Source organism: Polaromonas vacuolata, from assembly GCF_012584515.1.
GTDB lineage: Bacteria > Pseudomonadota > Gammaproteobacteria > Burkholderiales > Burkholderiaceae_C > Polaromonas > Polaromonas vacuolata.
In genome coordinates this window covers 2,622,296-2,644,301 of sequence record NZ_CP051461.1, presented here as the reverse complement: position 1 = coordinate 2,644,301, position 22,006 = coordinate 2,622,296, and the positions used below count along the sequence as shown (strand labels likewise).

The 22,006-nt window shown below is 51.0% G+C and carries 15 protein-coding genes; 10 read left to right on the top strand and 5 right to left on the bottom strand.

Annotated elements, in window-relative coordinates; all coding sequences use genetic code 11:
- Positions 1 to 11 precede the first annotated feature (11 nt).
- Positions 12 to 1,562: a fumarate hydratase gene (locus HC248_RS12025; RefSeq protein ID WP_168922687.1), complete on the bottom strand. Its 1,551-nt coding sequence runs from the start codon at positions 1,560 to 1,562 to the stop codon at positions 12 to 14.
- A gap of 304 nt (positions 1,563 to 1,866) precedes the next feature.
- Positions 1,867 to 3,132, bottom strand: a complete 1,266-nt coding sequence (locus HC248_RS12020; RefSeq protein ID WP_168922686.1) for an APC family permease — start codon at positions 3,130 to 3,132, stop codon at positions 1,867 to 1,869.
- Between the two features lie 124 nt (positions 3,133 to 3,256).
- Between HC248_RS12020 and HC248_RS12015 the strand changes: the two genes are divergently transcribed.
- The 3 genes from HC248_RS12015 (at position 3,257) to nhaA (ending at position 7,510) form a co-directional block, all read left to right on the top strand.
- Positions 3,257 to 4,237, top strand: a complete 981-nt coding sequence (locus tag HC248_RS12015; RefSeq protein ID WP_168920864.1) for an IS30 family transposase — start codon at positions 3,257 to 3,259, stop codon at positions 4,235 to 4,237.
- A 498-nt stretch (positions 4,238 to 4,735) separates the two neighbouring features.
- Positions 4,736 to 6,136, top strand: coding sequence for a class II fumarate hydratase (gene fumC, locus HC248_RS12010; protein WP_168922685.1), 1,401 nt, complete (start codon positions 4,736 to 4,738; stop codon positions 6,134 to 6,136).
- A gap of 189 nt (positions 6,137 to 6,325) precedes the next feature.
- Positions 6,326 to 7,510 carry a Na+/H+ antiporter NhaA gene (gene nhaA, locus HC248_RS12005; RefSeq protein WP_168922684.1) on the top strand — a complete coding sequence of 395 codons (1,185 nt, stop codon included), beginning with the start codon at positions 6,326 to 6,328 and terminating at the stop codon, positions 7,508 to 7,510.
- 43 nt (positions 7,511 to 7,553) lie between these two features.
- Here nhaA and HC248_RS12000 read toward each other — a convergent pair whose 3' ends face one another.
- On the bottom strand, positions 7,554 to 8,156 hold the full coding sequence (locus HC248_RS12000; protein ID WP_168922683.1) for a TIGR00645 family protein: 603 nt from the start codon (positions 8,154 to 8,156) through the stop codon (positions 7,554 to 7,556).
- 198 nt (positions 8,157 to 8,354) lie between these two features.
- Between HC248_RS12000 and acs the strand changes: the two genes are divergently transcribed.
- From acs to HC248_RS11965, 7 genes are all read left to right on the top strand, one after another.
- Positions 8,355 to 10,361 (top strand): acetate--CoA ligase, encoded by a 2,007-nt coding sequence (acs, locus tag HC248_RS11995; RefSeq protein WP_168922682.1) that lies wholly within the window; start codon positions 8,355 to 8,357, stop codon positions 10,359 to 10,361.
- Between the two features lie 393 nt (positions 10,362 to 10,754).
- Positions 10,755 to 11,735 (top strand): IS30 family transposase, encoded by a 981-nt coding sequence (locus HC248_RS11990; RefSeq protein ID WP_168920864.1) that lies wholly within the window; start codon positions 10,755 to 10,757, stop codon positions 11,733 to 11,735.
- 245 nt (positions 11,736 to 11,980) lie between these two features.
- Positions 11,981 to 13,630 carry a cbb3-type cytochrome c oxidase subunit I gene (locus HC248_RS11985; RefSeq protein WP_168922681.1) on the top strand — a complete coding sequence of 550 codons (1,650 nt, stop codon included), beginning with the start codon at positions 11,981 to 11,983 and terminating at the stop codon, positions 13,628 to 13,630.
- A complete protein-coding gene (locus tag HC248_RS11980; RefSeq protein ID WP_168922680.1) occupies positions 13,623 to 14,243 on the top strand; it encodes a cbb3-type cytochrome c oxidase subunit II in 621 nt (206 codons plus the stop codon). Before HC248_RS11985 ends, HC248_RS11980 begins: the two co-directional genes overlap by 8 nt.
- A 15-nt stretch (positions 14,244 to 14,258) precedes the next feature.
- The gene (locus HC248_RS11975; protein WP_168922679.1) at positions 14,259 to 14,882 is read left to right on the top strand and encodes a c-type cytochrome; all 624 of its coding nucleotides are present in this window, start codon (positions 14,259 to 14,261) and stop codon (positions 14,880 to 14,882) included.
- Positions 14,883 to 14,916: 34 nt separating this feature from the next.
- Positions 14,917 to 15,558 carry an SCO family protein gene (locus HC248_RS11970; RefSeq protein WP_168922678.1) on the top strand — a complete coding sequence of 214 codons (642 nt, stop codon included), beginning with the start codon at positions 14,917 to 14,919 and terminating at the stop codon, positions 15,556 to 15,558.
- Positions 15,559 to 15,617: 59 nt separating this feature from the next.
- Positions 15,618 to 16,181 carry a hypothetical protein gene (locus HC248_RS11965; protein WP_238342615.1) on the top strand — a complete coding sequence of 188 codons (564 nt, stop codon included), beginning with the start codon at positions 15,618 to 15,620 and terminating at the stop codon, positions 16,179 to 16,181.
- A gap of 74 nt (positions 16,182 to 16,255) precedes the next feature.
- Here the strand turns inward: HC248_RS11965 and HC248_RS11960 are convergent, their stop codons facing one another.
- Positions 16,256 to 20,155, bottom strand: a complete 3,900-nt coding sequence (locus HC248_RS11960; protein ID WP_168922677.1) for a two-partner secretion domain-containing protein — start codon at positions 20,153 to 20,155, stop codon at positions 16,256 to 16,258.
- 88 nt (positions 20,156 to 20,243) lie between these two features.
- Complete coding sequence (locus tag HC248_RS11955; RefSeq protein ID WP_168922676.1) at positions 20,244 to 21,917, bottom strand: ShlB/FhaC/HecB family hemolysin secretion/activation protein; 1,674 nt, start codon at positions 21,915 to 21,917, stop codon at positions 20,244 to 20,246.
- Between the last annotated feature and the right edge of the window lie 89 nt (positions 21,918 to 22,006).

Sequence of the window (22,006 nt, the reverse complement as noted above, 5' to 3'; positions counted from 1 at the left end):
GCTGCCCGACTTTAGACGCTGGTCACAGGAATCGATTTGAACTCGCCAGTGGCAATTCTCTTTTGCCACTCAGCCGGCCCAGTGATATGGGCGCTGGTGCCGCCTGCGTCGACAGCGACGGTGACTGGCATGTCGACCACATCAAACTCGTAAATCGCTTCCATACCCAGATCTGCAAAGCCCACCACAACGGCATGCTTAATTGCTTTTGAGACCAGATAAGCGGCGCCGCCAACAGCCATTAGGTAGGCGCTTTTGTGCTTTTTAATGGCTTCAATCGCGACCGGGCCACGCTCAGCTTTGCCAATCATGGAGATCAAGCCAGTTTGGGCCAGCATCATTTCGGTAAAGCCATCCATGCGCGTGGCGGTGGTCGGGCCAGCTGGGCCGACGGCTTCGTCGCGCATAGGGTCAACTGGGCCGACGTAGTAAATCACCCGATTGGCAAAGTCTACCGGCAGCTTTTCGCCCTTGGCCAGCATATCGGCAATGCGCTTATGCGCGGCATCGCGGCCAGTCAGCATCTTGCCGCTTAACAGCAAGGTTTCGCCAGATTTCCAGCTTGCCACTTCATCTTTAGTCAGCGTGTTCAGGTCTACCTTGCGGCTTTTTTTGTAGTCTGGCGTCCAGTCAACTTTTGGCCACAAATCCAGCGATGGTGGATCGAGGTAGACCGGGCCGCTACCGTCCATCACAAAGTGCGCATGGCGAGTTGCCGCGCAGTTTGGAATCATGGCCACCGGTTTGCCCGCCGCATGGGTTGGGTACATATTGATTTTGATGTCCAGCACCGTGGTCAAGCCGCCCAAGCCTTGCGCGCCAATGCCCAGCGCGTTGACTTTTTCAAACAGCTCCAAGCGCAGCGCCTCGACCTTGGTCAAGGCTGCACCGCTGGCAGACTTGGCCTGCAACTCGTACATATCCAAGTCTTCCATCAGGCTTTGCTTGGCCATCAGCACGGCCTTTTCTGCTGTGCCGCCAATGCCGATTCCCAGCATGCCGGGTGGGCACCAGCCAGCGCCCATGGTGGGCACGGTTTTAAGCACCCAATCAACGATGGAGTCGCCCGGGTTGAGCATGGCCAGCTTGCTTTTGTTTTCGCTGCCGCCGCCTTTGGCTGCGACGGTGATATCGACTGTGTTGCCGGTCACCAGTTCGGTGAAGATCACGGCCGGTGTGTTGTCACCGGTATTTTTACGCTCGAATTGCGGATCGGCCACTATCGACGCGCGCAGGCGGTTGTCGGGGTGGTTATAGCCTTGGCGCACGCCTTCGTTAATCGCGTCGTCAACGCTGCCGGTAAAGCCTTCCCAGCGCACATCCATACCGATTTTGAGGAACACATTGACGATGCCGGTGTCTTGGCAGATCGGACGGTGACCGGTAGCGCTCATTTTGCTATTGGTCAATATCTGCGCAATCGCATCCTTAGCCGCCGGGCTTTGCTCGCGCTCATAAGCGCGTGCCAGGTGGGCAATATAGTCAGCGGGGTGGTAGTAACTGATGTATTGCAAGGCCGCAGAGATGGATTCGATGAGATCCGATTGCTTGATGGTTGTCATTTTGAGTACTTGTTTTTAAACAATAAAGTTCATAGAAAGAATAAGTCGCGACTGCCATGCAGCATTGCTCAGGCAATGCAGAATTAGCCAGCTCAAGTCAACACGGACCGATGCTGCGTTTGCTGAAAAAAAGCAGCGCTGTAGTCAGGTGGGGTGTTCGCTCTGCGGCTACTGCTTGGGGCCCAAACAGTAGTCATATTTTAGGCGTCAATTTTTCTCAATTCAGTAGCCGCAGAAAAATCCTGCTGGCAGCAACCTTAAGCTTGACTCCGTGCAGCTTGAAACGCTGGTGTTTGCCGCTTAATTAATCGGCTTTGTTTGTAAACGCTTGTGGGCAAGATAGCCACCAGCCAATGCTGGCTAATAGCACGCAGTAAACCAGCCCCGGAATGCTAAAAAGACTCATCATGGCCAGCACGGAAGCAACGCCTAGATAGCCAATCCATTTTTGCGCTTTTTTGGCGTGAAGCTTGGTGTAGCCGAGTGCTGCAAATAGATAAAGGACAAAAAAGTTTTGACCGGCTAATTGCAGCAAAGTCGCGACGCTTATTTTAGTAAACGACATCAATAAGATAACGCTGATAAAAAGTGAGTAAGTGCAGGTCATTGCCATAAAGGGTTGCTGCCTTTTATCTAGCGTGCCTATAAGACGCGGCAATAAGCCATCGCGCCCGGCTGAAAAAATACCCCGTGATGCTGAAAAAAATGCAGCGATGACGTTGGCTAAAACCAAGAAAACCGCAATTATTGCCACAATATCAGCACCGATATTACCTAACCAGCCTCTTGCTAAATACACAAAAGGTGCGGTTGTCCAGCCTTCGTCTGAATTCGCATAAGTCGCCACTATCCATGCGATAAAAATGTACATCAAGGTCACAATGACAAAGCTCGCCCAGATCGAAATCGGCATGACACGTTTTGGGTCTTCCATGTCTTCGGCTAAAAACGCTGTCATCTCCCAGCCAGAAAATGCAAACAAAACCACTGGAATAGCTGCTGCAACGCCATGCCAGTCTTGCGTGATGACATCGGCACTGAGTAGCGCGGCTCTAGGCTGAGCCGCTGTGAGCAGGTAGCCAGCTCCAATGCCAAGCAGCCCCACCACAATTAGCGCTGCTATTGCAGTTTGTATTGCCCCTGAAATACGCAGACCAATCAAGCCAGCAAGATAGGCTAGGCTAATCACGCCTATGCTGGTTTGACTCAAACTGGCATTAGGAAATATTTGTTGTAGATAGCCCGAACCAATTAGCGCTATGGCGGGTATGCCTAGCGTAAAAGTTCCTAACACTATGACTTCAGACATTGCCCCAAATCTATCGCCAAGACTTGTCCGTACATATGCGACAACGCCACCGGCACTCGGATTATTTTTAGCAAAAAAAGAAAAAATTTCTAATAAAGGCAGCATCACCAAGGCCACAATAATCCAAGGTAAATAGCCAAGTCGACCGGCCAATGAATAACTCAATCCCGGTAGCGCTAAAAGACCAGCGCCTACGACTATGGTGATTGACATGGCGGTGGCAACGATAAGACCGACTTTTTTTGGTGCCTTTTTAATCATATTTTTTCCAATATTTTTCATAGCGCGGATTCAAGTCTGAAGTGCAACTTTGAAATTAACCGTACGGGTGGGTGAGATGTGAGAGCATCCAAGCTTCCCGACTACCAAGTCAAAGTTGCCCAGAATGATTTACACACACCTCACCCGTGACGAACGTTACCAGATTGCAATCCTCGTCAAAGCAAACTTCAATCAAAGTGAAATTGCAAAAATGATGGACCGTGATAAATCGAGCATCAGCCGTGAGTTGCGTCGTAACCGCGGTCTACGAGGCTATCGCCCTAAGCAGGCAAATGACAAAGCCCAAGAACGTAGACTTGCCTGCGCCAATAGTCCTAGAGTTGCTGACTCGACATGGGCTGTAGTGGAGGAAAAGTTGGCTGAGGCTTGGAGCCCCGAGCAAATCAGCGGCCACCTCGAAGCTAGCCACCAACCCGGTGTTAGCTATGAGAGCATTTACCAGTACATCTACGCTGACAAACGCGCGGGCGGCACCTTGCATAAAACACTGCGTTGCCAGAAGACGCGAAAAAAACGCAGCAGTGGCCGTGAACGGCGCGGCACCATCTCTCACCAGGTCTCAATAGAACTGCGACCCGACATCGTGCTTGAGCGTGCGCGCTTTGGCGACTGGGAGGCTGATCTGGTGATTGGTGCCGGGCAGAAGCAAGCACTAGTGACGATTAATGAGCGTGTCTCTCGCTATTCAATAATTTTCCACGTGCCATTCAAAACAGCGCAAGCCGTAGGGGACGCGTTAATCACTTTACTCAAACCGTTCGCTCATTGCGTGCACACTCTCACGACTGATAACGGCAAGGAATTTGCCCAGCATGAACGAATAGCTTCTGCGCTGAGTGCAGATTTCTTTTTCGCCCATCCATACGCCTCGTGGGAGCGTGGGGCGAACGAGAATATGAACGGTTTGATTCGCCAGTTTTTCCCAAAGGGGATGCGCTTTAATTGCATCACCGACGATGACATTGCTTTAGCGATGCACAGGCTCAATCATCGTCCTAGAAAATGTTTAGGGTATCGAACGCCGCATCAGGTTTTTATGGAACAGTTAGAGTCCTATCAGCATACGGTTGCACTTCAAGCTTGAATCCGCCTAGTCTATTGAATTAAAAAATCAAATATTTCACTACGGCATCTGTATGAATATTTTGACAGTCAGGGGTGGAATGAACTGCACTTAATATGACTTTTTCCTGTGCTGCAGCAAGGGTATTGAGAGGCTGTTGTCAGGTTTTGAAAACTTACGAAATATATTTTTGATAACTTTAAGTTGTCATTTAAGTACATCAAAAAATTTCTTTCATCACATTTTCTTATGATTCGTAAAACGCTAGGACGCTAGGACGCTAGGACGCTAGGACGTTAGGTCAGAGTAGTTTATGGGTTAAGCAGTTTGTTCTTCATACAGTCAATATTTGCCTTGCCTTAAGTTACTGCTCAATTTTTACCACATAAGTTTTCAAAGCTTGAGAATATATCAACTGAATGCTCGGATTCTTGTTGGAAAAGGTCTTGCTTATGCGCAGTTAACGCCCGCTTGATCTGCCGTCATACTGAAGCCTTTCATCAAGCGCAGAAAGCCACCATGACAAGCAGCAATCCAAGTGTTCGTATCGAGCGCGATACCTTTGGCCCGATTGAGGTGCGGGACGACAAACTTTGGGGTGCGCAAACTCAGCGTTCGCTGCAAAATTTTGATATTTCTGGCGAGCGCCAACCACATGAAATTATTTTGGCATTGGCTCAAATTAAGCGCTCTTGCGCCAAGGTCAACCATGCGCTGGGTTTGCAAGATGCCGCCAAAACGCATGCGATTGTGGCGGCGGCCGATGAGGTGCTTGCGGGTTTGCATGCGGATGAATTTCCGCTGGTGGTTTGGCAGACTGGTTCTGGCACGCAGACGAATATGAATCTCAACGAAGTGTTGGCCAATCGTGCCAGCGAGATGTTGGGCGGTGTGCGCGGCGAAGGCCGGCTGGTGCATCCCAACGATGATGTGAATCGCAGCCAGTCGTCTAACGATGTGTTTCCCACTGCCATGCATGTCTCGGCAGTTTTGGCGCTCACCCATCACTTACTGCCAGCGATAGAAAAATTACGCGCGACCTTGGCGCAAAAAGCGACTGATTTCGATGCCATCGTAAAAATTGGCCGCACCCATTTGCAAGACGCTACGCCGCTCACCTTGGGTCAAGAGTTTTCTGGCTATGTCGCGCAGCTAACGCATGGCGCGGCGCATGTACGTGCTGCCTTGCCGCATCTTTATGAGTTGGCTTTGGGCGGCACTGCAGTCGGTACTGGTTTGAATGCGCCCAAAGGTTTTGCCGCGCTGGTGGCGGCTGAGTTGGCTGAGCTAACTGGTTTGCCGTTTGTGACTGCCCCGAATAAATTCGAAGCACTGGCATCGGTCGACGCCCTAGTGCATGCGCACGGCGCGCTTAAAACTTTGGCCGCCAGCATGATGAAGCTGGCCAACGATGTGCGCTGGCTTGCCAGTGGTCCGCGCAGCGGCATTGGCGAGTTGAGTATTCCCGAGAACGAGCCGGGCTCATCCATCATGCCCGGCAAAGTTAATCCAACCCAAAGCGAAGCCGTGACTATGCTGGCCTGCCAAGTGTTTGGCAACGATGTGGCGATTAACTTTGGCGGTGCATCAGGTAACTTTGAGCTGAATGTTTTTCGGCCCATGATGGCGCACAACTTTTTGCAAAGCGTGCGTCTCTTGGCCGATGGCATGCGTAGCTTTAACGATAACTGCGCAATCGGGATTGAGGCCAATCGAGAACGTATTGCGCAATTGCTTGAAAACTCGCTAATGCTGGTGACAGCGCTTAACACCCATATTGGCTATGACAAATCCGCTGCTATCGCTAAAAAAGCGCATAAAGAAGGCCGTTCTTTGCGCGATGCGGCGATTGCATCTGGTTATTTGACGGGCGAGCAATTCGATCTGTGGGTGGTGGCCAAGGACATGGTGGGGCGGTAATCAAATGTTTAATGACTGGCTTGCGCTTCGCTACGTTAAATTTTCGTGATGGCTTTGCGTAGGCTATTTTTTCAGATCAAAAAATTGCTATTTAATTAACCAGTAACTGTAAGAAAGTGTGATTTTCTGAATGCTTCAGCAGGTTATGCTGATGTCTTTACAGTTTGTTTTATGGGGATTTTTTCGCGCATGCTTGAACAACTTAACCGCCGGATTTTGCACTTCATCCACTCCTCGACGGGTGGCGGCATAGTGCTAGCCGTCGCCGCCGTGCTGGCCATGCTGGTGAGTAATTCACCTTTGTCTGAGTGGTACGTCAAGTTTCTTAATTTCTCCGGTGAGTTGCGTATAGGCGGCGATTGGCTGGTGCTGTCTAAAACTTTGCTGCACTGGGTCAATGATTTGTGGATGGCGGTTTTCTTTTTCATCATCGGCCTTGAGATCAAGCGCGAAGTGCTGGACGGCCAACTCGCCACGCGCAGTCAAGCGCTGTTGCCCGCTGGCGCCGCATTGGGCGGAATGTTGGTGCCGGCCTTAATTTATGCAGCTATCAATTTTGGCCAAGGCGACGCGATGCGCGGCTGGGCCATACCGGCTGCCACCGACATCGCTTTTGCGCTTGGTATCGTGATGCTGTTGGGTAGCCGGGTGCCAGTGTCGTTAAAGATTTTTCTGACTGCTGTGGCTGTCATTGATGACTTGGGTGCCATCCTCATCATTGCGTTTTTCTATACCGAACAGCTCTCAGTCACCGCACTCTTAGGCGCTGCTGGCGGCTTGCTTTTACTGTTCGGCTTGAACCGCGCACGCGTTATGGCGATTGGCCCTTACGTCATGGTTGGTTTGGTGATTTGGCTGTTTGTCTACAAGTCTGGCATTCACGCAACGCTAGCCGGTGTCGCCACTGCGTTGATGATTCCTATCTCGGATGGTCGCGGTGGCTCGCCGCTTAAAACTGCTGAAAAAGTTCTCCACCCTTGGGTCGCGTTCACTATCTTGCCTATGTTTGCATTTGCCAATGCCGGCGTGTCGCTCGCCGGTGTGACACCGGCTACGCTGCTGCAAAGCATACCTTTAGGTATCGCTGCCGGTCTGCTGTTGGGTAAGGCGATAGGTGTGTTTGGTGCGTCTTGGCTGCTGATGCGGTTTGGTGGTGCTAGCTTGCCGACTGGCGCTAGTCAAGCGCAGTTTTTCGGCGTGTGTTTGCTGTGCGGTGTGGGTTTTACCATGAGTCTTTTCATTGGCGGTCTGGCTTTTAATGGCCTAGGCCCAGACTATGAAACCCAGGTCAAACTTGGCGTGCTGTGTGGCTCCATCCTGTCGGGTGTTTCTGGCACGCTGATCTTGCTGCGTAGCAACAAGACCAGTGCTTAAATATTTAAGTATTTAGCAGGATAAGCACTTAAGTCGGTAGCGTTTAGTGCTTGTTGTGCTGAACGCTAGACATGATTTTGTCGGTGTATGCAATCGCCATCGCCGAGAGCAAAAAGGCGATGTGAATAACCGTCTGCGCAATCAACACTCGGTCGGTGTAGTTGTCTGCGTTGATGAATGTCTTAAGTAGGTGAATTGAGCTAATGCCAATAATGGCCGTGGCCAGCTTGACTTTAAGCACTGAGGCGTTGACATGGCTTAACCACTCGGGCTGGTCGCGGTGGCCTTCAAGGTCCATGCGACTGACAAAGGTCTCATAACCGCCGACGATCACCATGATCAATAGGTTTGAAATCATCACCACGTCAATTAATGCTAGAACCACCAGCATGATGACAGTCTCATTAAGCGTCGTTACTGGCACGTTGGTTTTGTAGCCAATGCTGGTGACTAAAGCTTGCAGCGCCGTCTGGTTGCCAAAGGCCGCCTCAATCAAATGTGCCAACTCCACCAAAAAGTGCACGACATAAACTGCCTGTGCGGCGATTAAGCCTAGGTATAAAGGCACTTGCAGCCAGCGGCTGGCAAATATGATGCGCGGTAAAAGTCGCATGGAAGGATCTTTGAGGGGTATTTTTTCTGACATGAAATTGGGTGTGAGTGACGAAGGTTAGACTGACTAAGTGTAAGTGAGCCGTAAACTAACAAGCCGATTTCGAGGTTTTGTAAGTCTAGCGGCAGTCAGTGGTTTGTAAGTGCTAGCGCAGACATTAAGAGTTAATGCCGAGCATCTGTGTAACTTCTGTTCAACAGCGGTTTTAATAACAATCAGGAGACAACACCCATGAGCCATCCAAGCAGCGCCAACTCGACCAACATAGAATCTTTGCTGGTCGAAAACCGCGTGTTCCCACCCAGCGCCGCGACCGTCAGCGCCGCACGCATTTCTGGCATGCCAGCCTATAACGCCATGTGCGCTCATGCAGAGCGTGATTTTGAAGGTTTCTGGGCCGATCTGGCGCGCGCCAATCTGAGTTGGAAAAAACCTTTCGAGCAAGTCCTCGATGAGACCAACCCGCCTTTCTATACTTGGTTTGCCGATGGCGAACTGAACGCATCTTTTAACTGCCTAGACCGTCACCTCGGCACACCCGTCGAGAATAAAAACGCCATCATTTTTGAGAGCGATGACGGCAAGGTAAGTCACATCACCTATAAAGCCTTGCACGCTAAGGTTAGCCAGTTCGCCAGTGCTTTAAAAGACATGGGTGTTCAAAAGGGTGACCGTGTCGTCATCTATATGCCTATGACGGTAGAAGGCGTGGTTGCCATGCAGGCTTGCGCCCGAATCGGCGCGACACATTCCGTGGTGTTCGGCGGCTTTTCTGCCAAGAGCTTGCAAGAGCGCATTAAAGACGCCAGCGCCGTGGCCGTCATCACCGCCAATTACCAACTGCGTGGCGGCAAAGAATTACCGCTCAAAGCCATCGTCGACGAAGGTATTGCGCTGGGCGGCTGTGAGTCGGTCAAAAACGTCATCGTCTACCAACGCACACCAACCGCCTGCAACATGGTCGCTGGCCGTGACAGCTTTATGCATGAAGTCACCGCCAAGGCCGCGCCGGTTTGCGAGCCCGTGTTTGTGGGCGCAGAGCATCCGCTGTTTGTGCTCTACACCTCGGGATCAACCGGCACGCCAAAAGGCGTTCAGCACAGCACGGCCGGCTATTTGCTGTGGGCCAAGCTGACCATGGACTGGACGTTTGATTTGCAACCTTCAGACGTGTTCTGGTGCACGGCTGACATAGGCTGGATTACCGGCCACACCTACGTCGCTTACGGCCCATTGGCAGCAGGTGCGACGCAAGTTATTTTTGAAGGTATTCCCACCTATCCAAACGCCGGCCGTTTTTGGCAAATGATTGAGCGCCACAAGGTCTCTATCTTCTACACCGCACCCACCGCCATACGCTCACTGATTAAAGCCGCTGACGCCGATGCTGCAGTTCATCCAGACCGTTCGGATTTGAGTAGCCTGCGCATACTCGGCTCGGTCGGTGAGCCGATTAATCCAGAAGCTTGGATGTGGTATTACAAAAACATTGGCGGCGAGCGCTGCCCGGTAGTCGACACTTTTTGGCAGACCGAAACCGGCGGCCACATGATCACACCCCTGCCGGGTGCGACTGCGTTGGTGCCTGGTAGCTGCACCTTGCCACTGCCTGGCATCATGGCCGCAATTGTGGACGAGACTGGCCACGACTTGCCCAACGGCGCAGGCGGTTTGTTGGTGATTAAGCGCCCATGGCCATCGATGATTCGCAATATCTGGAACGACCCCGAGCGCTTTAAAAAGAGCTACTTCCCGGAAGAAATGGGCGGCACGATTTACCTCGCCGGTGACGGCGCGGTGCGCAATGAAGACAACGGTTACTTCCGTATTACCGGTCGTATCGATGACGTGCTCAACGTGTCCGGTCACCGCATGGGCACCATGGAAATTGAGTCTGCATTGGTGGCACACCCACTGGTGGCTGAAGCTGCTGTTGTCGGCCGGCCGGATGACTTGACCGGTGAGGCCATAGTCGCTTTTGTGGTACTTAAACGTTCACGACCTGTGGGCGATGAGGGTAAAGCGATTGCCAAGGAATTACGTGACTGGGTGGGTAAACAAATTGGCCCAATTGCCAAGCCAAAAGACATTCGGTTTGGCGACAATTTGCCGAAAACGCGCAGCGGCAAAATCATGCGCCGCTTATTGCGCGGCGTGGCCAAGGGCGAGGCCATCACGCAAGACACCTCGACGCTGGAGAATCCAGCAATTCTCGACCAGCTCGCTGAGAATTTATAGGGCTTTGCGGCTTTATAGCGGACGACTGAATGTTAGTCGTTAGCTAACTAACGATTTTTATCACGTCAAACCCCGCTTAGGTGCAATTTTTAATTTGCATCTAGGCGGGGGGTTTTTTTTGTTAATAAATGTTATTATTTGAAATAAAATGTTTTTATTTGAAGTCTAAATTAAACCCGTTTTTTGGCCTTCAAACCGATGCTGTGAATACCCTTTGGGTAGTTGGCAGATGCGCTGAAAAGCCCCGTCGATCTGATTAAATTTGCCCTTTTAGGTATGGGTTTTTTTGAATCGCGGATTCAAGTCTGAAGTGCAACTTTGAAATTAACCGTACGGGTGGGTGAGATGTGAGAGCATCCAAGCTTCCCGACTACCAAGTCAAAGTTGCCCAGAATGATTTACACACACCTCACCCGTGACGAACGTTACCAGATTGCAATCCTCGTCAAAGCAAACTTCAATCAAAGTGAAATTGCAAAAATGATGGACCGTGATAAATCGAGCATCAGCCGTGAGTTGCGTCGTAACCGCGGTCTACGAGGCTATCGCCCTAAGCAGGCAAATGACAAAGCCCAAGAACGTAGACTTGCCTGCGCCAATAGTCCTAGAGTTGCTGACTCGACATGGGCTGTAGTGGAGGAAAAGTTGGCTGAGGCTTGGAGCCCCGAGCAAATCAGCGGCCACCTCGAAGCTAGCCACCAACCCGGTGTTAGCTATGAGAGCATTTACCAGTACATCTACGCTGACAAACGCGCGGGCGGCACCTTGCATAAAACACTGCGTTGCCAGAAGACGCGAAAAAAACGCAGCAGTGGCCGTGAACGGCGCGGCACCATCTCTCACCAGGTCTCAATAGAACTGCGACCCGACATCGTGCTTGAGCGTGCGCGCTTTGGCGACTGGGAGGCTGATCTGGTGATTGGTGCCGGGCAGAAGCAAGCACTAGTGACGATTAATGAGCGTGTCTCTCGCTATTCAATAATTTTCCACGTGCCATTCAAAACAGCGCAAGCCGTAGGGGACGCGTTAATCACTTTACTCAAACCGTTCGCTCATTGCGTGCACACTCTCACGACTGATAACGGCAAGGAATTTGCCCAGCATGAACGAATAGCTTCTGCGCTGAGTGCAGATTTCTTTTTCGCCCATCCATACGCCTCGTGGGAGCGTGGGGCGAACGAGAATATGAACGGTTTGATTCGCCAGTTTTTCCCAAAGGGGATGCGCTTTAATTGCATAACCGACGATGACATTGCTTTAGCGATGCACAGGCTCAATCATCGTCCTAGAAAATGTTTAGGGTATCGAACGCCGCATCAGGTTTTTATGGAACAGTTAGAGTCCTATCAGCATACGGTTGCACTTCAAGCTTGAATCCGCCAATCAAGAAGGATTAATTTTGTTGTTTTAATTTTGAGCTTGAGTTTTTTGAGCTCGTTGCAATCCTTGAGTCGAGTGGTAGATACTCTCGCTTACAAAAAGTGCCGCTGTGTTTACAGGCTCAGGAGTCCTATGCAAACTAAAAATAAATTCATCTTCAATTGCCGTTTTTTTGAGCCGCTATTGATCGCCCGTTTTAACGGCTCACTAGCCATAAACAGACTGAAAGGCGGTGCCTAATGGATAGCGCAATCCTTAGCCTACTCGGCGCGTTTTTACTCTCGCTGATAGGTTTGTTCATTTTCATCTGGTCATCCCGCAGGGGCTTGCTGGTGGAAAACCCCGCAGCGGCGTCCATGATTTTCGCGCGTGGCGAGGTGGGCCGTATTGATGATCCGTCTTTGACTGAAGCGGATAAAAAAACCATGCAGCTCGCGGCGGTAGAGGGCGATGAAAAGCTTCACACAGCAGACGCGGCAGAACTGCAAAGCCGCATCATCTCGGATCAGTCCAGCGCCTTTCCGGTTTTTGCCTTCATCGCTTTTGCCTGCTTTTGGTTGCTGCTCGGCTCTTTTGCGGGCTTGACATCTTCTATCAAACTGCATCAGCCTGACTGGCTGACCGACCAAGCTTGGCTGACCTTTGGTCGTCTGCGCTCGGCGCACTTAAACGCGGTTTTATACGGCTGGATTACCAATGCCGCGCTGGGCATGATGCTGTGGCTGCTGCCGCGCTTACTCAAAACGCATTTGCATGGCGCTATTTGGGCCATGCTGGGCGGCACATTGATCAACATGGGCATTGCCGCCGGCATAGGTGCAATTTCTGCCGGCTGGACCGATGGCATGGAGTATTTAGAAATCCCATGGCAAATCGCTATCTTGATTTTTGTCGGCTTTGTGCTGGTGATACTGCCGGTGTTGTTCACGCTGGTGAACCGCAAGGTCGAGCATTTATACGTCAGTGTTTGGTATATGGTGGCGGCGCTACTCTGGATTGCGCTGCTGTTTTTAGTCGCTAAATTACCCGGCGTTCATACCGGTGTGCAGCAAGCTACGACTAACTGGTGGTATGGCCACAACGTGCTGGGGCTGTGGTTTACGCCGGTTAGCGTGGGCGCGATTTACTACTTTTTGCCCAAAATTATTGGTCGACCGGTACGCTCTTACAACCTGTCCATACTCGGGTTTTGGACGCTGGCGTTTTTCTACGGTCAGGTCGGCGGTCACCACTTGATTGGCGGGCCGGTGCCGGGTTGGTTGACGACTTTGTCTATTGTTCAAAGCATCATGATGATTATTCCCGTCGTGGCTTTTAGCATCAACATGGGCGCTACGATGAAAGGTCGTATGCATTTGGCGCGTTACTCGCCGACGCTGCGCTTCATGATGTTTGGCGGTTTTATGTATTTTCTGTCATCGGTTCAGGGCACTTTAGAGGCACTGCGCAGCATCAACCAAGTAACTCACTTCACCCATTTCACCGTCGCTCATGCGCACTTGGGTGCTTATGCTTTTGTGACCATGGTGTTGTTTGGTGCGATCTATTTCATGATGCCGCGTGTGCTTAATTGGGAATGGCCTTATCCGCGCTTGATCAGTCTGCATTTTTGGCTTTCCGCCATTGGTGTGTCGATTTACTTTGTCGGTTTGTCTATCGGCGGCTGGCTGCAGGGGTTGGCCATGCTGGACGCAACGCGACCGTTTATGGATTCGGTCACCGTGACATTGCCTTACCTCAAGTGGCGTTCGGTGGGCGGCAGTTTGATGGTGTTGGCTCACCTCGTCTTCGTCGGTCATTTCTTAGCGATGGCGCTACGCTTTGGCCCAACTCGCACCGGTGCTGCTCTTTTCATGCAGATCAATAAACGAGAGCTGGCCAATGGATAACGAACTCAAGCTGGTCTCTGGCGCCATGGTGGCGCTGGCGGTGGCAACCGCTACTTTGGTCGTGCTGCCGTATATGGAGGTGCGTGACATCAAGCCGCCGCCTGGTCTTTCGCCCTACACCAGCGCTGAGCTGCGTGGCCGTGCTGTCTACATTTCCAACGGCTGTGTTTACTGCCATAGCCAGCAGCCGCGCGACAGTAAGTTCGGCCCTGACGGTCTACGTGGCTGGGGCCGGGCCTCGGTGCCGGGCGACTACACCTATGACAAGCCGCACTTGCTCGGCAGCATGCGTACTGGCCCGGATTTGTTTAATATCGCCGCGCGCCAACCCAGCAAAGATTGGCATTTGGGTCATTTGTATCAGCCGCGGGCTTACACGCCAGGCTCCATCATGCCGTCTTACCCGTATTTGTTTAATGTGAAAAGTGCCAAAGAAGCTGAGGCCGAAGGCGAAAAGCCTCTGACCTTGCCGCCAGCCTACGGGCCTAACGTGGGTATGGTGGTGGTGCCTACGCCGGATGCGTTAGATCTGGTGCGTTATCTGCTCTCGCTCGACCACACTTATCCGGTACTACCGGCTTTGCCAACGCCAACGTCCACCTCCACGCCTTGATTGGGAGACTGAAAAATGCAGAAAATTCCTGACTCAAAAAAACTGGATAAGCAGTCTTCGCAGCAGCGTGAAACGAATGACCCCTCCGAGCGTCAGCGGCCTATTCCGGCCTTGGTCGGCTTGATCACCTTGACTGTTGCACTCTCCGGCGTGGCCTACATACTCTTATCTGAACCCTTTGGTGATGCCGAGATGGGCGACCGCCGCACATTAGCCGATCTCAGACCGGCACTGGCCGCAGCGCCCGGTGCTGTGGTGAATGGCAAGCAAGTTTTTAGCGTCAACTGCGCAGCCTGTCACCAAGCGAATGGCAAAGGTTTGGCCGGTGTATTTCCGCCGCTCGATGGCTCTGAGTGGGTAGTCGGTGATACCCGCACACTGGCGAATATTTTGCTGCATGGCGTGTCGGGCGAGTTGGTGGTGATGGGCAATACTTATAACGGCGCGATGCCGGCATTTAAGCAGCTTGGCGACGCCGAACTGGCCGCAGTCACGACTTATATTCGTAGTGAATGGTCGAACAAAGCGCCAGCACTGACACCCGAAATGTTCGAGACTGAGCGCAAAGCAGACAGCCGCACCACACCCTTTAAAGGCGGTGAAGAACTCAAAACTTTGACGTCGGCAAAGGCCTCTTGAGCCCGCCAAAACGGCCACGCAGACTGCGCGTTTGATGTTTAAAACCGCATTCATTAGCGCCGTGATGGCGTTGGCCGCGTGGGCCGCTTCGAGTTGGCTCACGCATGACTACCAAGTCTGGACGGCAGAAGGCGCACGCCGCCTTGAAGTTGCACTAAACCCCGTAGCCAGTCCAGCGGTGATGCTGGACGGTCCGGGTTTAAGACCCCAATTACTGTCCCATTATTTGGCCGATGGCAAGTCCATCACGCTGCTGGACTTTGTCTACACGCGCTGCCAAACGGTTTGCTTAAGCCTAGGCTCTGTCTATCAACAAATGCAGGCGCAATTGCAGCAAGCGAGTCTTAACAGTGGTCAAGACCAGCATGTCAAACTGCTGTCGATTAGCTTTGATGGCGAGCATGACAATCCGAAAATTCTTAAAGCCTATGCGGCGCGTATGAATGCCGAGACTTCACTTTGGCGTTTTGCACGCGTCGCTAATGCATTAGAAAATCAGCGCTTATTAGACGCATTTGAAGTCGTGGTGGTGGCAGACGATCGCGGTGAGTTTGAGCACAATGCAGCGCTGTTGCTCATCGATGAGAAGGGCAATTTGATGCGTATTTTTGACTATGCCGAGCAGCAACTGGCACTTGATTACGCGCGCTATCTGGCCGCGAGGATTACGCCGTGATGCAGCGCTTGCGACTGCCAAAATTAAGCCGCCTACACATAAGCCGCCGGTCTAGTTTCTTGATTAGTTTGATAGCTTTGCTGCTGTTGCTAGTCGCCCAAGACTATCTTGAAGCTAGTATGACGCGGCATATGTTGCTGCAGTTTCCGCTACTGGCTGCGGTTGGTTTTGGCATGACTTTTTCTCTTTCTACGCGCTGGGTTGAGCGCATCAATAGCTGGAACCGCTACGGCATGAGTGGGCTTTTCATCACAGCTTTGCTGCTGGCTTTGTTGATGATTCCACGCTTGCTAGATATGGCATTGAATGACTGGCGTATTGAGGTTGGCAAATACGCGGCTTTGCTGTTTTGCGGCGCAGCCCTGGCGCTTTCCTGGCGGTCGGCGGGTCTTTTGCTACAAGGCTTTTTCCTGGGTAATGTGCTGCCCATGATGGCGGTGGTGGGTTATTTGTTCGAGAGCTCGCCAGTGCGTGTGTGCAATGCTTATTTGCTTGACGATCAGGCCTTGCTTGGACAAGCGCTGGTCTGGATTGCGGCCGTGGTTGCGATTGTCTGGCTGACGCGTTTGGTGCAGTTAATGATGCTCCGGGAAGAAGCTGCGCTGATCCGGCAAGACGAATAAGTCTGCCCGATAGTTGACTAAGGTTTCGATTGCTTGAAAAAATTATTGGCCGCAGTCGCGTGTAAATCGCGACCTTATTTCTCGATTGGTGATGGGGTTTGTAAGTTTTCCAATGCTTCTTTTGGCAATGAAATGCCAGTTTGAGTCACGCTTAAATCACTGCAGTTGATACTGCATCGGCTTGTTTTTTCAATCACTTTGATTCCCGGTATTAAAACGTCAAGACTCGCCGAGATGCTGTCTTCTGCCGAGGGCATAGCCGATAATATTGCGGTTGTAATGGGTGGCAGTGGCAGTGGCAGTGGCGAAGGCCCTGCTGGTGTCATTGGCAACGGCGGTGTGGGCAATACGACAGCCAGTGTGGGTAATTCAGCAGGTAGGGGTAGTTGCTGCGTCGCTGTGGTGGGTGGAGATTGCTCTGGTGGCAATTGAGCAGGTGGTAATACATCCGGTGGCAAAGGCGCCACCACCACTGGCTTTTGGAAGCTGCGCAGCACTGGGCGAGTCTGGCCCTCATTTATCAGCCAGGTATTGACGAAGTCCCAATTTGAAGCCTGCACACCTACGGCGTTAAAGCTTGCCTGCTTTCGTATCTCAGTCGCACTCAGACCGATTACGCTGCCAGGGCTGTCAGCGCCGTTGCCTATCCCGACAAGCGCTGCGTTGACGCTGGCATCGTAAAAATTGTTGTCTAACTGCGCTGCATTAATTGGGTCAATGATTTGTTCGCCAATCAATCCACCCACCGATTGATTGCCCGTGACCAAACCGGCTGCGTAGCTGGTTTTTATTACGCCAGTTGCAGCGTTGCCGCCGGTCAGTGCGCCTACAGAAGAATCTCCATCGACGGTTGCGCTTGAGTAGCTATTTTCAATCGTGCCGCCGTTGCCGCGGTTATAGCCCACCAAGCCACCGACGTAGTTTGTGCCCGAGACTTTACCCGTCACGAAACTGGTGCTGATGCTGCCGTAGTTGTCCCCCACCATACCGCCTACATAGTTGCTGCCCGGCAAAGCGGATTGGGTAGAGATGTCAAGGTCAACCAGACCTAGATTGCTGATACTGCTTAGGGCTGAGAGTTTGCCAACAAAGCCTATGCCCGAATTGCGACTGACATCGCTAATGTGCAGATTGCCAAGCGTGTGCCCAGCGCCGTCGAGCTGAGCGGCAGCAAACACCGGTATGGTGTAGTTGGGCAGCGGCGCTAAATCTAAATCAGCAGTGAGTACAAATTTGTAGCCAGTGCCAGCCGCACTGGCAAACCCGAGCAGATCTTTGAGGTTTTGCAAACTGCCGATTGGGTAGCTGCCGTTGCTGTTGACATTAAAGTAATTGGCAATCGCTAAGCCGCGCCTGCTTGAACTCATCCAGTCCTGAAACTGAAGGTTGTAGATGCCGCCAATGCTGATGTTGGAAAGATTGGCTGTGTCAATGTTGTAGAAGGAATTGACGGTGTTGCCGCTACTTTCATTATTGCCAATCAAGCCGCCGTAGTAGTAGCTTGCATCGCCAACTGTCACGCTGCTTAAAGAGTAACTATTGCTGATAGTGCTGGCAGAGGAATTGCCGCCAGTTAAACCGCCGATGTTGCTGCTGTTCTCGCCAGTGTTCACCATGTTATTTGCGTAACTGCTACTGATCATGTTCTCGTTATTGCCGACAAGACCGCCGGTGTTGCTGCTAGCGTTTCCCGCTGTCACAGTGCCCGTGGCGTAACTGTTGTTTATATTGCCGCTGTCTCTGTTGTAGCCCGTCAGACCACCGGTGTTGCTGCTAGAGTTGCCAGTCGTTACCGCGCCTGCGGCGTAGCTGCTATCAATCGTGCCCACATTACTACCCGCTAGACCACCCGTGTAACGGCTAGTGTCTTTAGTTTTTACCGCGCCTGCGGCGAAGCTGTTGGTAATGTTGCCTGCGTTATAGCCCGTCAGGCCACCGGTGTTGGCGCTATGCAATCCAGCGCTCACTGGACCCAGCGCGAAACTGCGGCTGATATTGCCTTCGTTAAAACCCACCAGACCGCCCGTGAGGTTTGCATTGTCACTACTTGTCACGACGATGTCAGAAAAGCTGCCGCTTATGTTTCCTGATTTGTTGTAACCGACTAAGCCACCAATGCTCAGCACAGTTCCCGTCACAGAACCCTTGGCGTAGCTGTTGTTGATGTCTGTGCTGTCGTTAAAGCCCACCAGTGCACCTACATTGATACTACCTGCTACATCGACATTCTCAAGGCCGATATTTCTAATTTTGGCGTTCAATGTGTTACGGAAAAATCCAACGCGATTAGTTATCGTTGGATTTAATCCTAGGTTGTTAACCTTGTGACCAAGGCCTTCAAAAAAACCTGTAAAGGGATTTGTAGGCGTCCCTACAGGGCTAAAAAACCCGATTAATGAAACGTCATCTCCCAGCGCGTAATGTCGGTTTAAATTCGTATTGATGCTTTGTAATTCTGATTGGTTTCTAACAATGGTGTGATCGAAAACATTGATGCTCAACGTGCTTGAGTCGTTCAAATCGACCCGGCCTAAAAAGCCGCTTTTACCCAGCGCCACGTTAACCGTCCCAATGCCGTCGTCATGACCATCTGTTCCGTCAATTCTGTCTGTGCTGGCCGTCTTCATGGCTAGCGATGCAGTAATGTTAGCTGTCATCACAGCATTGATATTTACGTCTCTTTGTGCGGTAAGGGTTAATTTATTGGCATTCCACGACAGATTGGCATTGACATTGATATTGCTTGTCTCAGTGTTGTTTGAATTTGAAAACGCAGCGATTTCAATATTGGTTGTGGCTAAATTATTTTGTAATATTGTCGCGCTCATGCCGCGACCAGCAGACGGCGTGACTTGATTGTCGATGGTGAAATCGGTAGTCTTAATTAGCCAGCCTCCGGTGCTATCGATTTGTGCTAATGTGTTTAGCACGGCTTTGCTGTCAACCTGAACGCGCGCTGCGCTAGTCTCAATATAACCACCACTTTTAGCTATTAACGAGCTCGCATCCAAAATGCCGCCTACATTCACACTACCGTTTTGTTTGCCAGCCAGTAGCTTGATACTGCCACTTGAGCTTGAAAGCGTTTGTGCTTGAATTAAGCCAGTGTTGTTGACCGCACTGCTGAGTAAATCGTTAGCCGCTTGAGCGCTGAGTAAAACCTGACCGCCATCGGCAATTATTTGACCACCGTTTTGCACCATGGCGTTAACTGCAGCTTCGCTAATGTTCACACCTAAAAGTTTGTCTCTAGCAATATCAAGCGTCATTTGATTGCCTGCGGCTAGAACAACAGTGCCACTATTGGCAGTAATCGTGCCAGTATTTTCTACCCTCGCTCCTAGTAGTGCGACATAGCCGCTGTTCGCCGTGATGCTGCCGTTATTGCTCACGCTTGCACTGCTAGCGCCTGAAAAAATCATTTGTCCCGATGCAAAGTTGCTGTCCGTGATGTCGCGCGTAGACGCTACCAAGCCGCCTACATTAACCGTTGCACCCGAGACAAACACAATGCCTGCGGGATTGATGAGAAAGACTTTTCCATTAGCCGTTAGATTGCCCAGAATGTTAGAGGGCTCTGAGAGTATTACCCGATTGAGTGCAACTGAGCTGGGTCCAGTTTGGTTAAAGGCGACGGTCTCGCCGGCATTGATGTTAAACCTCAACCAGTTCAGCGCGATGTTTTGGCTCTTCTGTGTAATTGACAAAGTATTGTTTGATTGTGTGATGACAGTTGAACCGACTGTTTGCGCATTGCCTTGCACCTGGACTTGCAAATTGCCTTGATCATTGCTTAGCGCAGGCAGTGCCAGCGCAGCACTTACCCATGCGCTCAACGTAATGGCAACGCCAGCTTTGAGCGCAAAGCCGACTCGCTTAAATCGGTTTTTTTTACCCGCACTTTTACTGACTTCGCTAGCCGCTACATAAGTGCCTACAGTTGCATTCCAAATAGATCGGTAAATGTGATTCACGATTTTCTCCAAAACTTAAGAAAATAAAGAAATCAAAAATAAAGATGCTCTAAATACAATTGAACTACTGACTTTTCATCGCACAAACTTAAAAGTAAAAACTAGCTTGAAGCCAAAAACGCCCAGACGCATCCGGTGCCGAGGTCGCCGCTGTGTTGCCAATCTTCACGGCGTAATAGGCTTTAATCACTAAGTTGTTGTTGCTAACCCAGTTAAGTCCTATGCCCGTACCGCTAAGTGTTTTATGGTTTGGTGTGGTCACTGCTGGCCACGGATTTTTATTAATACTGACGCTGCCGGTATCGATAAATCCAATCAGTTGCATATTTTTTATACTGCCTAGCGCGAGTTGCTTTCGTGCTTCTAAGGTAAGCGCATAACCTTGATCTGCATTCGCCTCGCCAGACGGGTAAGCGCGCACACTGTTGGCACCACCAAGACTCATTTTTTCTGAACCATCAAGATTTTTCGATGCCAGTTGTCCGCTGAGACTCGCGTACAAGGAAACAGAGCTTGCTATATTTTGCTGATGCGTCAAGCTGTAGTTCAGCTTGCTAAAGTGGCCATTGCGCTGCGCGCTGATCGCGTCATTAGCGAGGACGCTAGCGGTGTTTAAATCGATATTGCCGCGCGTATAAGTGACGACATAGTTGCCTCTTAAAAAACCCTCAGCACCATCGTTATAGTCGCCTGTCACACTGGCCATAATGACTTGCGCTTTTTTCTCATCTCTTGTGCCGGGCGTAGTAGCGTTTTGCTTATCTTCAAAGCGCTTGCTGTCGTAGGCTAATTGGGCTGATAGATTTTGTTTGCGTGAGCGAATCAAAGGGTAGCTGCCGTAAAGACTAGCAATCTGCGCATTGCCGCTGAGTTTTGCAGTTTCAAATTCCTTGCCCAACTGGTACTCCAAACCCGAGTAAGCGACGCCTACTCTGGCTTGACCGAACTGAATTTGATAGGCCGCTCGTGCATAGTTCAGACCGCTTCCAGAACTCAGTACATGCAGGGTAGCGACATCGCCAAGGCCAGCGGGCTCGTTGATATTGATGCTCGCATCTAGGCGATTTTTACCGCTGTAGACATTGCCATGATTGTTTGCGCCAACGCTGCCATTAACCCTTTGGGTGTTGTCAATGTCGAGTACTAAGTCCGAAGTCCCCACTGATGCGCCAGGTGTTAATACTGACTTGATGCTCACGCCCGGCAGGTCTGAGAGCAGCAGCAAATACCTTTCCAGTGGTGCGGCAGAAATCTTCTCGCCAGTTGATAAGCCATTGAGTATGCCGTTGGCAGTGGCGTCGCTCAGGCGGGAATGGTTGTTGAGTGTGAACTGACCGTATTGGCCTAAGAGCGCCGTCATTTGCACTACGCCATTTTCTATGTTTTGCGGCGGCAGATAAGTCTGTGCCAAGAACTCGCCTTGGCTGCGTAAAAATTCTGTGATCTTGCTTGCCATGGCGCGCAGCTCAGTCAGACTCATCTCAGTGTTGGGTATAAAACCTGTAGTGGCTAGCAATTGCGCTTCGCTAAAAAAATCAGTGCCGTTAATTTTTAATTGCGTGACGTTTATTTTGATACCCTCATCGGCCAACACTGACGGCGGCTCGTCTTTTTCGATTTTAATTTCTTTGTCTTGTTTTAACGGCTGGGATGGCGTTTGATTTTGTATTTGTTGCAACTCGCTATCGGCACTGGGCGCTTGTTGAGCGAAAGCCGGCGAAAGGCTTGTCAAGATAAGCGCCATCGAGATCGTTGATCGCATAGTTGCTACTTTCAAAAAATTTATTGTGTATTTAATTAATACATATTAACTATCAACACTTTTTATTTGAAAGCTTGACGAAAGCAAGT

Coding starts and splice junctions, on each gene's coding strand:
- HC248_RS12015 (WP_168920864.1), top strand. CDS start 3,257: ATGATTTACACACACCTCACCCGTGACGAACGTTACCAGATTGCAATC.
- HC248_RS11955 (WP_168922676.1), bottom strand. CDS start 21,917: ATGCGATCAACGATCTCGATGGCGCTTATCTTGACAAGCCTTTCGCCG.
- HC248_RS11980 (WP_168922680.1), top strand. CDS start 13,623: ATGGATAACGAACTCAAGCTGGTCTCTGGCGCCATGGTGGCGCTGGCG.
- HC248_RS12020 (WP_168922686.1), bottom strand. CDS start 3,132: ATGATTAAAAAGGCACCAAAAAAAGTCGGTCTTATCGTTGCCACCGCC.
- nhaA (WP_168922684.1), top strand. CDS start 6,326: ATGCTTGAACAACTTAACCGCCGGATTTTGCACTTCATCCACTCCTCG.
- HC248_RS11975 (WP_168922679.1), top strand. CDS start 14,259: ATGCAGAAAATTCCTGACTCAAAAAAACTGGATAAGCAGTCTTCGCAG.
- HC248_RS12000 (WP_168922683.1), bottom strand. CDS start 8,156: ATGTCAGAAAAAATACCCCTCAAAGATCCTTCCATGCGACTTTTACCG.
- acs (WP_168922682.1), top strand. CDS start 8,355: ATGAGCCATCCAAGCAGCGCCAACTCGACCAACATAGAATCTTTGCTG.
- HC248_RS11985 (WP_168922681.1), top strand. CDS start 11,981: ATGGATAGCGCAATCCTTAGCCTACTCGGCGCGTTTTTACTCTCGCTG.
- fumC (WP_168922685.1), top strand. CDS start 4,736: ATGACAAGCAGCAATCCAAGTGTTCGTATCGAGCGCGATACCTTTGGC.
- HC248_RS11990 (WP_168920864.1), top strand. CDS start 10,755: ATGATTTACACACACCTCACCCGTGACGAACGTTACCAGATTGCAATC.
- HC248_RS12025 (WP_168922687.1), bottom strand. CDS start 1,562: ATGACAACCATCAAGCAATCGGATCTCATCGAATCCATCTCTGCGGCC.
- HC248_RS11970 (WP_168922678.1), top strand. CDS start 14,917: ATGTTTAAAACCGCATTCATTAGCGCCGTGATGGCGTTGGCCGCGTGG.